Genomic DNA, 12731 nt, shown 5'->3' on the forward strand with positions numbered 1-12731 from the left:
GTCAGTCCGCGTAGTCCAGCTTCGGATACCAGTCGGTGCCGCGTCCTTCCGGTACGCAGTCGAGCACGGTCCAGATCGGCATCAGGTCCGGCGCGCCGCGCGGGTCCTGGCCGGGATCGGCGGTGGCCCCCTCCATCTCGCCGGCCCAGAACAGGCGCATGCGGCCGTCGCGGCGGGTGAATACGTTGAAGGCGGGCTCGTCGCCGCCGTTGTCGCCGATGGCGCGGTAGTCGCGGCTGAAATGCCCGTCGAGGTCGGAGTACAGCTTGAGGTGGCGCCAGCCGCGCTCGCGCTTGAAGGTCAGCAACCGCTCGATCGGCGAACGGGCGATGATGGCCAGCGCCACGCGCTGCCCGATGTCGCGGGCCTCGCCGTCCCAGGCGCTCAGCAGCGAGGTGCACATTGGGCAGGGCCGCTCGCGCTGCGGGCCGAACATGTAGCTATAGGTCACCAGGGTCGGCTTGTCGCCGAACAGGCCGGCGAGGTCGGTGGGACCGTCCTCGCCCATGAAGCGGTAGTCGCCCACCACTTCCGGCCCCGGCGGCAGGGCGCGGCGCTGCTCGGCCACGCGCTCGATGTGGCGGCGCAGTTCGATCTCCTCGGCCAGCAGGGCATCGCGGGCGCGGCGGTAGTCCTCGCTTTCGCGGGGAAAGCGCACGCCATTGCGCCGTACCAGTTCGGCGGCGGGGACGAGCGGGGAAGCGTGTGTCATGTCGATGGCCTCGGCGGTGGAGGGGCGGGGTGCCTCGCCTGTGGCGGCGAGGCGGTCCTTACCATCGACGACGGACGGAGGCGAAGAAAATCGACATGCCCCCGCGCGGCGTTCAGGCAGCCAGCTGCGAGGGCGGCTCGGGATCGGTCGCGGCGTTGATGGTCTCGCACATCCGTTGAGCCAGTTCGGCATAGTTGTCCGCGCGCGGTACGCGCATGCGCTTGGGTGCCTCCGCCAGCAGGTCGATGTGCTGGCGCGTCGCCTCGTGGGTGACGATGGCGAACAGGCAGGCGCGAGGGGCGTCCAGGAACACGCGCATCTCCACCCGCAGGGTGGCGGGCAGCACGGACGGGTCGAGCGGCCGGACCAGGATGGACAGCGAACGGTTGCCCTTGCGGCGCAGCAGGCGCAGGCATTCCTCCAGCTCGATCACCATCTCATGGCCGCGTGGCACGCGCAGCGTCTCGCGCAGGATCGGCTCCATCTGCGCCACCACCTTGCGCACCTCGTTCTCGATGCGGCCCAGGAAGCCCACGCGCAGGTCGTGGCGCGAGTAGCGCACGGGCATGGTGGAGACCTGTACGTCGTTCTTGCGCACCAGGGTGGAGTGGTTGACGCGGACGAAGCTCAGCCCCGCGGCTTCGTAGCTCTGCCTGGCATTGGGGCCGCTGATGCCGGCGAAGGCGGCCCAGGCGGCTTTGAGATAGGCGAGGTTCGGCGCCGTGTGCAGCATAGGTGTCCCGAGGATCGGGCACGCCGCCGGCGCGCCCGGAAGAAGGCATGCCCGGGTTATCGGCGCCGGCGCGCGGAACTTCAGTATGCCCCGGGCCGGTTCATCCCTCGGACATGCGCGCCTGCTCCAATGGCCGGGCGACCGACAGGAAGGAGGCGAGCAGCCATGTCCACCGCGGTGCCATCCAACGGCCTGGCAGCCGTCGAGCACATCGTCGTGCTGATGCTGGAGAACCGTTCGTTCGACCATATGCTGGGCTTTCTCTATGCCGATGCCGGCAATGTCTCGCCCAGCGGCCAGCCCTTCGAGGGGCTGACCGGCCAGGAATCCAACCCGGGCGATGCCGGCGGGGCGCCGGTCGGCGTGTTCAGGATCGCGCCGGATACCGCCAGCACCTATTTCATGCCGGGCGCGGATCCGGGCGAGGGCTACAAGGCCACCAACTCGCAGTTGTTCGGCAGCACCACGGCACCCAGCCCGCCGCTGGCGACCAACCAGGGCTTCGTGGGCGACTTCGTCTATACGCTGGGCTGGGAGACCAAGGAAAAATGGTCGATCCTGCCCGGCACCGTCGCCGGCGACATCATGGGCATGCATACGCCCCAGACGCTGCCGGTGCTGTCCGCGCTGGCGCGAGGATTCGCCGTGTGCGATCACTGGTACGGCTCGGTGCCCACCGAGACGCTGCCCAACCGCGCGTTCATGCATGCGGCCACATCGCAAGGCCACATGGACGACAATACCAAGTCGTTCACCGCGCCGACCATCTACGCGGCGTTGAGCCAGCACGGCGTGTCGTGGCGAGTACACGGCTACGACGCGGATCCGCTCACACGCATGACCTTCACCGACCTGGTCGGCGCGCCCGACGCCAACTTCGGCCGCTTCGCCGATTTCCAGGCCGCGGCCGCCGCCGGCACGCTGCCGGCCTATACCTTCCTGGAGCCGAGCTGGGGATCCAGTGGCAACAGCCAGCATCCCAACTACGACGTGGCGCTGGGCGAGCAGATGATCCACGACGTCTACTACGCGCTGCGCAATGGCCCGGCGTGGAACCGGACGCTGCTCGTCATCACCTACGACGAGCACGGCGGCTGCTACGACCACGTGCCGCCGCCCTCCGGCGCGGTGCCGCCGGATGCCGCGGCGGGGGAGTACGGCTTCGACTTCACGCGCTTCGGGCCGCGCGTGCCCACCGTGCTGGTCTCGCCGCTGATCCCCGCCGGCACGGTGCTGCGGGTACCCGAAGGCGGCATGCCGTTCGACCACACCTCGATCCTGCGCACGGTGCAGCAGCGCTGGAACGTGCCCGCGCTGACCGCGCGCGATGCGGCGGCCATGGACGTGGGCGCGGTGCTGAGCCTGGCCAGCCCGCGCACCGACGATCCGCTGGCCGGCGTGACGGTACCCGTGTCCCAGGGCAGCAATCCGGCGGCGGGAAAGCCCTCGCACCTGCTTGAGGTGTATGCCGAACTGGCATCGCGCCTGCCCGTGCCGGATGCGCAGGGCGGTACGCACCATGCGATGCCGGCGCTCGCCACGGAAGCGGACTGCCTGCGCTACATCGACGAGCGGCTGGCCGCCTGGAAGGCGGCGCGGACGGCCTAGCGCACCGGCCGTCCAGACGGCCGGAAACTCTTGCGATACGGTGACGTGACCTTTGTCCTAGCCCGGCAGGGCCGTGCGCTTGCTATAACTGCCTGGTACGTCCACTCCGGGGAGAGACACGGCATGACTCGAATCACCATGCGGCCCTTGCTGGCCGCCTGCCTACTCGTGGGCATGGGTAGCGCGCTGGCCACTGACGGTGCCGGCCAACCCGGCGGCATGCTCGGCTTCACCGCCGCCGGCGCGGCGGCGCAGCAGGACCTGGAGCAGCGCTTCGACGCTCTGCTGGATCCCGCCGAGCAGCGCGAATGGCTCAAGCAGATGGCCGCCGGGCCCAACCAGGTCGGCTCGCCGCACGACAAGGCGAATGCCGAGTTCATGCTGGCGAAGTTCAAGGCGTGGGGCTGGGACGCGCATATCGAGACCTTCAGCGTGCTCTATCCCACCCCGAAGAAAGTGGCGCTGGAGCTGCAGGGGCCGCATCCCTATACCGCCCGGCTGCGCGAGCCGGACGTGCCGGGCGACAGCACGCCGGCCACGCAGCCGGGCGTGCTGCCGCCGTACAACGTGTACGGCGGCGACGGCGACGTCACCGCGCCGCTGGTCTACGCCAACTACGGCATGCCGGACGACTACAAGGAACTGGAGCGCCGCGGCATCGACGTGCGCGGCAAGATCGTCATCACGCGCTACGGCGGCGGCTGGCGCGGCCTCAAGCCCAAGCTCGCGCAGCAGCACGGCGCGGTGGGCTGCCTGATCTATTCCGACCCGCACGACGACGGCTACGCCGCGGGCGACGCCTACCCACAGGGCGGCTGGCGCCCGGCCGACGGCGTGCAGCGCGGTTCGGTGGCCGACATGCAGCAATACCCCGGCGATCCGCTCACGCCCGGCATCGGCTCCACGCCGGGCGCCAAGCGGCTGGCGCTGAAAGACGCCAAGACCATTCTTTCCATTCCGGTATTGCCCATTTCTTACGCCGACGCCACGCCGCTGCTGGCGGCATTGACCGGCGACGTCGCGCCGGCCGGCTGGCGCGGCTCGCTGCCGTTGACCTACCACGTGGGTCCCAGCACGGCGTCGGTGCGCCTGGTCGTGCAGTCGGACTGGAGCCAGAAGCCGGTGTACGACGTGATTGCCACCTTGAAGGGTTCCACCGAGCCCGACCAGTGGATCGTGCGCGGCAACCACCATGACGGCTGGGTGTTCGGCGCGTGGGACCCGCTCGCCGGCAATGTGGCGCTGCTGGCCGAGGCCAAGGCCATCGGCACGCTCTACCGGCAGGGCTGGCGTCCGCAGCGCACCTTGGTCTACGCCAGCTGGGACGGCGAGGAACCGGGCCTGCTCGGTTCCACCGAATGGGCCGAGACGCATGCCCGGGAGTTGCGGCAGAAAGCCGTGCTGTACCTCAATTCCGACACCAACGGACGCGGCTTCCTCAATGCCGGCGGCAGCCATTCGCTGCAGCACCTGGTGAACCAGGTGGCGGCCGGCGTCACCGATCCGGAAACCAAGGCCAGCGTGCTCGACCGCATGCGTGCGCGGATGCTGGTCGCCGGCAGCGCGAAGGACGCCAAGCCGCAGGCCAAGGAAAACGCCGAACTGGCGGCCAAGGGCGGCGACGTGCCGATCGGCGCGCTGGGTTCGGGTTCCGACTACAGCGCCTTCCTCGAACACCTGGGCATCGCCTCGCTCGACCTCGGCTTCGACGGCGAGGACGACAACGGCGGCATTTACCACTCGGCATACGACACCTTCGACCACTACGTACGCTTCGGCGACCCGACCTTCCAGTACGGCGTGGCCTTGTCCAAGGTGGCCGGCCATATCGTGCTGCGCACGGTGGATGCCAGCGTGGTGCCGCTGCACTTCGGCGACTTCAGCGACACGCTGGGCCGCTACGTCGAGCAACTGCACAAGCTCACCGACAGCACGCGCAAGGACACCGAGCAGCAGCACCAGCTGATCGATGGGCGCGCCTATGCGCTGGTAGTCGATCCCACGCGTCCGGTCGGACCGCCGGCGCGCGATTCCGACGTGGCCGACATCCGGCTCGCGCCGCTGGACCAGGCGGCCGAGGCGCTCACGCAGAGCGCGCAGGCCTTCGAGGCGGCCTATGCGCAGCGCGCCGCCAGCGGCTTCGACCTGCCGCCCGAACGGCTGCGTGAAGTGAACGGCCTGATCGGCAGGATGGAGCAGTCGCTCACCGACCGCGCCGGCCTGCCGGGCCGCCCCTGGTTCCAGCACATGATCTACGCCCCGGGCCTGCTCACCGGCTACGAGGTGAAGACCGTGCCGGGCGTGCGCGAGGCGCTGGAGGCCCGCCGCTGGGACGAGGCAAACCAGTACGCGAAGGCGACTGCCAAGGTGCTGGACGGCTATCGCGCGCAGCTGGACCGGATCACGGCGCTGCTGGAAAAGTCATAGGGAGGCGATGCGTACCGAAGGGTCGTGTTTTGCTTTTCCTGGACTCCTACGGTTCCCGGCTGAGACTGGATGCTAATCAGCCCTCCCTTGTAGGAGCGCACCCTGTGCGCGACCTCCTTCCGCCTCGGTCTGCCTTGCTCGTCACCCCGGCGCAGGCCGGGGTCCAGCGCCTCGGTATCTGGTTGTCGCGCTATCGCCAGGTTGCCGCCTACGATCGAAGGGAGTCCCCGTGGGACGCGGCGGGCGTTTCAATCGCCTGCCGGCGCTCGAGTCACTTTTCTCAGCTGGCCCAAGAGAAAAGAGAATGGCCTCAAAGGCTCGCAGCGCTGTGTTGAATACAAGCCCGGTGGATTGAAGCCAGCCCGGTAAGTGACGTGCTACCTCGAACGGCGTCGCTACCCCGCAACGCGCCATGGCGGTGAGGAAGCGCAGCACTGCGGTAGATACAAGCCCTGCAGCCCTCGCCAGTCGAATCAGCTTCTCCTTCAGCTACACCCAGCGGCTACCCCGCGGTGCATCGACGCACTGAGGACTTAAAGCCACGACTTGCGCCCTCTTTCCGTTGGGAAGAGGGCGCAAGCGATGTCAATCGCCCGCCATCTCCAGGTAGGCGAGCTTTCGCCCTTTCGGCAACCGCTTGATCTCCCATTCGGCACGTGAGGCCTGCGAGCGGTCGGCATAGGCGCGCGCACCGAGCAGGCGCATCGGCGGATGCGAGCGCGTGTAGCGCGCGCCCTTGCCGGCGGCATGCGCGGCATAGCGCGCATCGACGTCGTTGGTGATGCCGGCGTAGTAGGAGCCGTCCCGGCATTCGATCAGGTAGAGCCACCAGGAGTCGTGTTCCGTCGCCATCGCGTTTCCGTCAGGTTTGCACCGGCGCCGATGATGCCAGGAAGATCCGTGCGACGAAGGCCACGATCCAGCCGAACAGCAGCATGGCGACCAGGTTGGCGATAAAGCCGGCGACGCCGAAGTGCGGGCTGGCGTGCAGCGCCGAGAGGGGCAGCACCACATAGTTCATGACCACGAAGACCGCCACGCCATAGGCCGCGCCCCACAGCGGCCACGAGGCCAGGCGTGCGAGGCGCCGCCGCATGGCCAGCACGAAGATGGCGGCGATGACGACTGACATGGCCCATTGCAGCAGCAGGCCCAGCACGGCGACGGAGAGGCCGCCCGCCATGGCCGCCTTGCCGAACAGGCCGCCGGCGATGAGCTTGAGCACCATCAGCGGACCGAGGCCGGTGATGAGGGCGGCGGCGCCGATATCCACGGTGCCGGCGATCAGGCCACCCCACAGGATGGCGGAAACAACCGGATGGCGTGTGCGTGGCATGGTGGTCTCCGTTGGATGGGCGTCCTGCATGCGCGGTGCCTCGTCCTGAAGCGGGACCCACTCTAGTCGCTGGCAGAGCCGTGGGCGATATGCCCTTCCTCATGGGCGACCGGGCGACGTGGCGCTACCATGGACACATGCTGTTTTCCGATCCCAGGCACGCGCCGGCCTGCACGCTGGCGGCCGAACTGCGCGACTACCCCGAGTGGCATCGCGGACGCGAGCGCTATGGCGTGTGGATCGTGCCGGTGCTGCAGCCCGAGCTGATCTCATACATCGAGGCGGCGCGGCGGCAGCTCGCCGACCTGCTGCATCCCTGTCCGCGGCGGCAGCCGCACCTCACCGTGTTCGTCTGTGGATTCCCGCAGCCAGCGCGGCGGCTGGACGATGACTTCACGCCCGCGCAACTGGCGCGGCAGCTCGCCTTGCTGGAAACGGCGGCCGAACGGCCTTGCCCGCTGCCGCTGGCGCGGCCGGACAGCTTCGCCAGCGCGGCGGTTATTCCGGTCGGCGATCCGCAGGGGCGATTGGCCGGTTGGCGCGCCCTGTTGGAGCGGGCCGGGCCTGAAATTCGCCAGGCCGCCTACGTGCCGCACGTGACGCTGGGGTTGTACCGGCGATGCGTGCCGGCCGATGTCGTGCGGCAGCGGCTGGCCGTCCTCGCCGCGCCGCCGGTGTCGCTGGCCGTCGATGAACTGCGCTACGTCACCTACGAGGCGCGCCGCCAGTTTGGTCCCTTGCGCGACCATCACCGGCTGGCGCTGGGCAATGCCGGCGAAGTGCCGGCCGCCCGTTGAGCCGTACCGCCATGCGCCTCGTTTCGGCGGCGCATGGCGGCGGTCCCCATCTTACGTGCCGGAGCTGCCGCTGGACGAAGCGCTGGCGGGCGCGCTCTTGCCCTTGCCGCCCTTGCCGCCGCCCTTGTGCGGCCCGCGGGAACCCGGACCGTCGGGGTGGCGGTACAAGTCATCGGCAATCTGCTTCTGTTCCGGCGACAACGCCGCGTACAGGTCGTCGAAGGCGGAGGAGAGCTTCTTCATGTTGTCCGCATGCAGCGCGGTGAGATCGGCATAGGATTTCATCGCATCGGAAGCGGTCATGGTGGCCAGCTTCTGCGCGCGCTGGTGGAAGGCCTCGTCGGCGCGCCTGGCGTTGTCGCGCATGGTCTGCGCGAAGGCGTCCCATGGCTTGGACTGCTGGTCGGTGATCTGCAGCCTGTCGTGCAGGTCGGCGATGCGCCGCTCCACCGCGTCCTCGCGCTTCTGCGCCGGCGTCTTGCCGGTTGCGGTCGGGCTGGACGGGGCGGGCGCCGTGGGCGTGGTCTGTGCCCAGGCGTTCGCGCCGATCAGCGCGAACGCCAGCGCCGCCGGTAGGGCCATGCGTCGAATGGACAATGTCATGTCGGGTGCTCCAATGCGTAGTGGCCGCTTGGCCGGATGGGCTCAATAACCTTGGTCGTAGTACACGACGCCGGGTGGCGGCGGGGGCGGCGGCGAGCTGTACACCACCGGCGGTGGCGGCTGCGGCGTGGCGGCATTGGTGATGAGCGCGCCGGCCGCCACGCCCAGCAGGGCGCCGGCCACGATGGCGCCGGTGTTGTCGCGGCCGCCGCGATGGCGGTCATAGTGGCCGCGGTCGTAGCGCGGCGGGGGCGGCGGGCCGTGGCGGTAGTGTTGCGCCAGCGCCGACAGCGGCATCGCTGCCCAGACGGCGGCGACGGCGGCCGCCGCGATCCGGTGGCGTAGGGCGAAGGATGGGGCGTGTTTCATCGGTATTCCCTCCTGCGGTGCGACGGAATGGTCGCATACCCGCAAGCCTAGGGCAGGAAATGTGCATGGTGGCTCAACGGCCGGACGAGGCGGCTCGGCCGGATGGGGCCCATGCGGGCGGTGCGGGACCTACAATCGGCGTTTGCGCTGCCTCGCCGTCCGGCCATCCATGCCTCGCCACGTTTCTTCCTCGCCGCAACTGGACCTGCTGGGCGGCAACCATCCGCAACCCACGCATCGTCTGTTCCTTGCGCTGCTGCCGGGCGAGGCGGTGGCGCGCCGCATCGAGGCCGCCGCCGCGGCCGTGGCGGCAAGCCAGCCGCTGCGCGCACGGATGGTCCGGCCCGCGCGCTACCATCTCACCCTGCATTTCCTGGGTGACTCCCCCATGCGGCGCGAGGACGTGGCCCGTGCGGCCATGGCCGCGGCGAGTCAGGTGCGCGCCGAGCCGTTCGAGCTGGTGCTCGACACGGCGTCGGCCTTCCATGGCCGGGAGCCGCCCTGCGTGCTGCGCTGCACCGAATCGCCCGCCGGCCTGCAGGCGCTATGGAAGGACTTGCGCCTTGCGCTGGTGCGGGCCGGTGTCGGCGGGCACCTGTCGCCGCAGTTCACCCCGCACGTCACCTACGCGTATGCCCATGGCGCACTGCCGCCGACAGTGCCGATCGAGCCGATCGCCTGGTGGGTGGACGGCTTCGCGCTGCTGCATAGCATCGTCGGGGGCGGGGCCTACCAGATGCTCGATGCATGGCGTTTGCAGCCGTAGGGGCGAAAGTTTTTGACGCGCTGCTCGTGCCGAAGGTCCTGCTGCGGTTTATCCTGTGAAGGCGCAAGATCGCCCCCCCATCCCTGACCACGGAGTTCGCCATGCGACCGACCATCCTTGCCGTGCTGGTTGCCCTCGCTCTTCCCGCCGCCGCGGCGCTGGCCGAGCCGGCGGATACCACCGCGATGCCGTCCTACGTCGCCGCGGCCGTCAACGATCCGGCCCGCAAGGACGACACCGTCAACGACGACCGCCGCAAGATCGCCGACATCATGGCCTTCGCCGAGGTGAAGCCCGGCCAGGCGGTGGTGGACCTGATCCCCGGCAGCGGCTATTTCACCCGCGTGTTCAGCGCCATCGTGGGGCCGAAGGGGCGCGTGTACGCGGTATGGCCGAACGAATACGGTGCCGAGGCGAAGTCCGAGGTGCAGGCGTCCAAGGCGCTGGTGGCCAACCCGCACTACGCCAACGTGGGCGTGCTGATGGTGCCGTCCAAGGAGTTCAGGACGCCCGAGAAGGTGGACCTGGTGTTCACCTCGCAGAACTACCACGACTACCCGGACAAGTTCATGGGCAACGTCGATCCGGTGGTGTTCGACAAGCAGGTGTTCGATGCGCTCAAGCCCGGCGGCCTGTTCGTGGTGATCGACCACGTGGCCGAGGCCGGCTCGGGCATGCGCGACACCGACACGCTGCACCGCATCGACCCGGCCATCGTGCGCAAGCAGGTGGAATCGGCGGGTTTCGTGTTCGACGGCGAGAGCGACGTGCTGCGCAACCCGGCCGATCCCCACGACATCAAGGTGTTCGACAAGTCGATACGCGGCCACACCGACCAGTTCGTCTACCGCTTCCGCAAGCCGGGATGATGGCTTGACCGATTCACTGCACGACCCCATGGCGGAGGGCGCTGCGGCGCCCTCCCGCGATCCGCCCCCCACCAAGCCCCAGCGGCCGGACGACGAGGACTGCTGCGGCCAGGGCTGCGTGCCATGCGTCTTCGACCTCTACGACGAGGCGATGGGACGCTACCGCGAAGAACTGGCGGCGTGGAAGGCGCGCCATCCCGGCGAGCCGGCCGACTGAACGGCGCCCCCTGGCGGGAGCGCCGCGGCAGGATTTCATGATGCGTGGCCACCGGGCATCGCCTTACACTGGCGGCTCCGTTTGGCTGGACCGTCCGATGCACTACCCCTCGTTGCGTGCGCTGGCATGTGGCCTGCTGCTGTTCGCCGCCCAGGCGGCCCTTGCCCAACCGCCGCACAGCGTGCTGATCGAGGACCTGACCTGGACCGAGATCCGCGACCAGGTGCATGCCGGCAAGACCACCCTCATCATCCCCATCGGCGGCACCGAGCAGAGCGGGCCGGGTATCGCGGTGGGCAAGCACAACGCGCGCGCCGCCTTCCTTTCGCGCCGGATCGCCGAGGCGCTGGGCGATGCGCTGGTCGCGCCGGTGGTGGCCTATGTGCCCGAGGGTGGCTATGCGCCGCCCAGCTCGCACATGCGCTTCCCCGGCACCATCACCGTGCCCGACGCGGTGTTCGAGCAGATGCTGGAATCGGCGGCGCAGAGCTTCGCCGCGCACGGCTTCCATTACGTGGTGTTCCTGGGCGACCACGGCGGCTACCAGAAGGACCTGGAACGCGTGGCCGCGCGGCTCAACAAGGGCTGGGCCGGCAAGGCGCGCGCCATCGTGCCGCCCGAGTACTACGCCAGTTCGTCGGATGGTTATGCGCAACTGCTGCGGCAGCGCGGCTATCGCGACGACGAGATCGGCACCCATGCCGGCCTGGCCGACACCTCGCTGCAACTGGCCGTGGCGCCGCAGATGGTGCGCCTGGACCAGCTCCAGCACGGCCCCAGGCTGGGACCGGCCGACGGGGTCTATGGCGGCGATCCGCGCCGCGCGTCGGCTGCGCTGGGTCAGCTGGGCGTGGATGCTATCGTGTTACATACCGTCGACGCCCTGCGCCGAGACACGCAGGGCCGTTGACTTCCTCTCTCCCTCCGGACCACTCCAAGCTGTTCCCTCTATGGCCAACAAGACCTCTACGCGCTCGTCCCGTCTGTTCCGCCTTGCCCCGTTCGCGCTCGCCGCGGCGTGCGCCGCCGGCTCCGCCCTGGCGGCCTCGTCCGTCGCCACCGTCCCTGGCATGCCGCCGGTGGCCGATCCTTCCAACATGTACAGCGAGGCCGGGCTCGGCCACCTCAGCCCTGCGGTGAAGAACGACCTGCCGCGCATCTACGTGCCCAACCTGCGCTCGAACGACGTCTACGTGATCGACCCGGCCACCTACAAGGTGGTGGACAAGTTCAAGGTGGGCGAGGGCCCGCAGCACGTGGTGCCCTCGTGGGACCTGCGCACGCTGTGGGTGACCAACAACGCCGAGCGCAAGAGCGATGGCAGCCTGACCCCGATCGATCCGCGCACGGGCAAGCCGGGCAAGGCGGTGCCGGTCGACGACCCGTACAACATGTACTTCACCCCGGACGGCAAGGAAGCCATCGTGGTGGCCGAGGCGCATGCGCGCCTGGACTTCCGCGACGCCCACAGCATGGCGATGCATTCCAGCCTGGAGGCGCCGGAGTGCAAGGGCATCAACCATGCCGAGTTCGCCATCGATGGCACCTACGCCATCTTCACCTGCGAGTTCACCGGCAAGCTGACCAAGATCGACATGGTCAACCGCAAGGTGCTGGGCTACCTGGACCTGGCCAAGCACGGCATGCCGCAGGACATCCGCGCCTCTCCCGACGGCAAGACCTTCTACGTGGCCGACATGATGGCCGACGGCGTCTACCTGATCGACGGCAAGAGCTTCAGGCAGGTCGGCTTCATCAAGACCGGCGTGGGCACCCATGGCCTGTACCCCAGCCGCGACGGCACCAAGCTGTACGTGGCCAACCGCGGTTCCAACAAGGTACATGGCCCCAGGCACGGCAAGGGCAGCGTATCGGTGATCGACTTCGCCACGCAGAAGGTGGTGGCGACCTGGCCGATCCCCGGCGGCGGCAGCCCGGACATGGGCAACGTCAGCGCCGACGGCAAGACGCTATGGCTGTCCGGCCGCTTCGACGACGTGGTGTACGCCTTCGACACCACCACCGGCCAGGTGCGCTTCGTCAAGGTGGGCCAGGAACCGCACGGCCTCGCCGTGTGGCCGCAGCCGGGCCGCTACTCGCTGGGCCATACCGGCATCATGCGCTGATGGCGGTGCGGGGCAGGGCGGAAACGCCTTGCCCCCTTGCGGAGTTGGCGCCGGGTCGTGCCGGCCCTGCATCCGCCCGCTCGACGAGTAGAGCACCGCGAGGCGGGGGGCAGAAATGAACCGTGCTGTCATAAACTGCCGTCATCCTGCTGTTATCGCTATGACCCT

Annotated in this window: 14 protein-coding genes; 8 read left to right on the forward strand and 6 right to left on the reverse strand. The window is 69.0% G+C overall.

From position 1 onward, the window contains the following. Position 1 precedes the first annotated feature (1 nt). Both MJ605_RS03770 and MJ605_RS03775 read right to left on the reverse strand, forming a co-directional pair. A complete protein-coding gene (locus tag MJ605_RS03770; protein ID WP_243039708.1) occupies positions 2-712 on the reverse strand; it encodes a DUF899 family protein in 711 nt (236 codons plus the stop codon). Positions 713-824: 112 nt separating this feature from the next. Beyond that, the gene (locus tag MJ605_RS03775) at positions 825-1445 is read right to left on the reverse strand and encodes a hypothetical protein (protein WP_243039709.1); all 621 of its coding nucleotides are present in this window, start codon (positions 1443-1445) and stop codon (positions 825-827) included. Positions 1446-1610: 165 nt separating this feature from the next. On the opposite strand from MJ605_RS03775, the gene MJ605_RS03780 reads away from it, so the two are divergent. Together MJ605_RS03780 and MJ605_RS03785 are read left to right on the forward strand one after the other, a co-directional pair. Further along, positions 1611-3053, forward strand: a complete 1443-nt coding sequence (locus MJ605_RS03780; protein WP_243039710.1) for an alkaline phosphatase family protein — start codon at positions 1611-1613, stop codon at positions 3051-3053. Positions 3054-3176: 123 nt separating this feature from the next. Further along, positions 3177-5480, forward strand: a complete 2304-nt coding sequence (locus MJ605_RS03785) for a transferrin receptor-like dimerization domain-containing protein (RefSeq protein ID WP_243039711.1) — start codon at positions 3177-3179, stop codon at positions 5478-5480. Between the two features lie 585 nt (positions 5481-6065). On the opposite strand, the gene MJ605_RS03790 is transcribed toward MJ605_RS03785, so the two are convergent. Further along, positions 6066-6332 (reverse strand): GIY-YIG nuclease family protein, encoded by a 267-nt coding sequence (locus MJ605_RS03790; protein ID WP_243039712.1) that lies wholly within the window; start codon positions 6330-6332, stop codon positions 6066-6068. Positions 6333-6342: 10 nt separating this feature from the next. Then, entirely contained in the window at positions 6343-6816 is a 474-nt protein-coding gene (locus tag MJ605_RS03795; RefSeq protein ID WP_243039713.1) for a hypothetical protein, read from the reverse strand. 137 nt (positions 6817-6953) lie between these two features. On the opposite strand from MJ605_RS03795, the gene MJ605_RS03800 reads away from it, so the two are divergent. Next, positions 6954-7613: a 2'-5' RNA ligase family protein gene (locus tag MJ605_RS03800; RefSeq protein ID WP_243039714.1), complete on the forward strand. Its 660-nt coding sequence runs from the start codon at positions 6954-6956 to the stop codon at positions 7611-7613. Between the two features lie 51 nt (positions 7614-7664). Here MJ605_RS03800 and MJ605_RS03805 read toward each other — a convergent pair whose 3' ends face one another. Together MJ605_RS03805 and MJ605_RS03810 are read right to left on the reverse strand one after the other, a co-directional pair. After that, a complete protein-coding gene (locus MJ605_RS03805; protein WP_243039715.1) occupies positions 7665-8216 on the reverse strand; it encodes a Spy/CpxP family protein refolding chaperone in 552 nt (183 codons plus the stop codon). 42 nt (positions 8217-8258) lie between these two features. Further along, positions 8259-8585, reverse strand: a complete 327-nt coding sequence (locus MJ605_RS03810; protein WP_243039716.1) for a hypothetical protein — start codon at positions 8583-8585, stop codon at positions 8259-8261. 169 nt (positions 8586-8754) lie between these two features. Here MJ605_RS03810 and MJ605_RS03815 point away from each other — a divergent pair, with 169 nt between their 5' ends. The 5 genes from MJ605_RS03815 (at position 8755) to MJ605_RS03835 (ending at position 12563) form a co-directional block, all read left to right on the forward strand. Next, positions 8755-9351, forward strand: a complete 597-nt coding sequence (locus tag MJ605_RS03815) for a 2'-5' RNA ligase family protein (protein WP_243039717.1) — start codon at positions 8755-8757, stop codon at positions 9349-9351. Between the two features lie 101 nt (positions 9352-9452). After that, complete coding sequence (locus tag MJ605_RS03820; RefSeq protein ID WP_243039718.1) at positions 9453-10220, forward strand: class I SAM-dependent methyltransferase; 768 nt, start codon at positions 9453-9455, stop codon at positions 10218-10220. Positions 10221-10224: 4 nt separating this feature from the next. Next, positions 10225-10437 (forward strand): oxidoreductase-like domain-containing protein, encoded by a 213-nt coding sequence (locus tag MJ605_RS03825; RefSeq protein ID WP_425600964.1) that lies wholly within the window; start codon positions 10225-10227, stop codon positions 10435-10437. Positions 10438-10534: 97 nt separating this feature from the next. Further along, the gene (locus tag MJ605_RS03830) at positions 10535-11347 is read left to right on the forward strand and encodes a creatininase family protein (protein ID WP_243039719.1); all 813 of its coding nucleotides are present in this window, start codon (positions 10535-10537) and stop codon (positions 11345-11347) included. A 40-nt stretch (positions 11348-11387) separates the two neighbouring features. Then, positions 11388-12563, forward strand: coding sequence for a YncE family protein (locus tag MJ605_RS03835; RefSeq protein ID WP_243039720.1), 1176 nt, complete (start codon positions 11388-11390; stop codon positions 12561-12563). The last annotated feature ends 168 nt before the right edge of the window (positions 12564-12731 follow it).

The organism is Dyella sedimenti (assembly GCF_022760995.1).
GTDB lineage: Bacteria > Pseudomonadota > Gammaproteobacteria > Xanthomonadales > Rhodanobacteraceae > Dyella > Dyella sedimenti.

Bases quoted from the DNA above. Each gene is read 5' to 3' on its own strand.
- MJ605_RS03770 (WP_243039708.1), bottom strand. From the start codon at position 712: ATGACACACGCTTCCCCGCTCGTCCCCGCCGCCGAACTGGTACGGCGC.
- MJ605_RS03775 (WP_243039709.1), bottom strand. From the start codon at position 1,445: ATGCTGCACACGGCGCCGAACCTCGCCTATCTCAAAGCCGCCTGGGCC.
- MJ605_RS03780 (WP_243039710.1), top strand. From the start codon at position 1,611: ATGTCCACCGCGGTGCCATCCAACGGCCTGGCAGCCGTCGAGCACATC.
- MJ605_RS03785 (WP_243039711.1), top strand. From the start codon at position 3,177: ATGACTCGAATCACCATGCGGCCCTTGCTGGCCGCCTGCCTACTCGTG.
- MJ605_RS03790 (WP_243039712.1), bottom strand. From the start codon at position 6,332: ATGGCGACGGAACACGACTCCTGGTGGCTCTACCTGATCGAATGCCGG.
- MJ605_RS03795 (WP_243039713.1), bottom strand. From the start codon at position 6,816: ATGCCACGCACACGCCATCCGGTTGTTTCCGCCATCCTGTGGGGTGGC.
- MJ605_RS03800 (WP_243039714.1), top strand. From the start codon at position 6,954: ATGCTGTTTTCCGATCCCAGGCACGCGCCGGCCTGCACGCTGGCGGCC.
- MJ605_RS03805 (WP_243039715.1), bottom strand. From the start codon at position 8,216: ATGACATTGTCCATTCGACGCATGGCCCTACCGGCGGCGCTGGCGTTC.
- MJ605_RS03810 (WP_243039716.1), bottom strand. From the start codon at position 8,585: ATGAAACACGCCCCATCCTTCGCCCTACGCCACCGGATCGCGGCGGCC.
- MJ605_RS03815 (WP_243039717.1), top strand. From the start codon at position 8,755: ATGCCTCGCCACGTTTCTTCCTCGCCGCAACTGGACCTGCTGGGCGGC.
- MJ605_RS03820 (WP_243039718.1), top strand. From the start codon at position 9,453: ATGCGACCGACCATCCTTGCCGTGCTGGTTGCCCTCGCTCTTCCCGCC.
- MJ605_RS03830 (WP_243039719.1), top strand. From the start codon at position 10,535: ATGCACTACCCCTCGTTGCGTGCGCTGGCATGTGGCCTGCTGCTGTTC.
- MJ605_RS03835 (WP_243039720.1), top strand. From the start codon at position 11,388: ATGGCCAACAAGACCTCTACGCGCTCGTCCCGTCTGTTCCGCCTTGCC.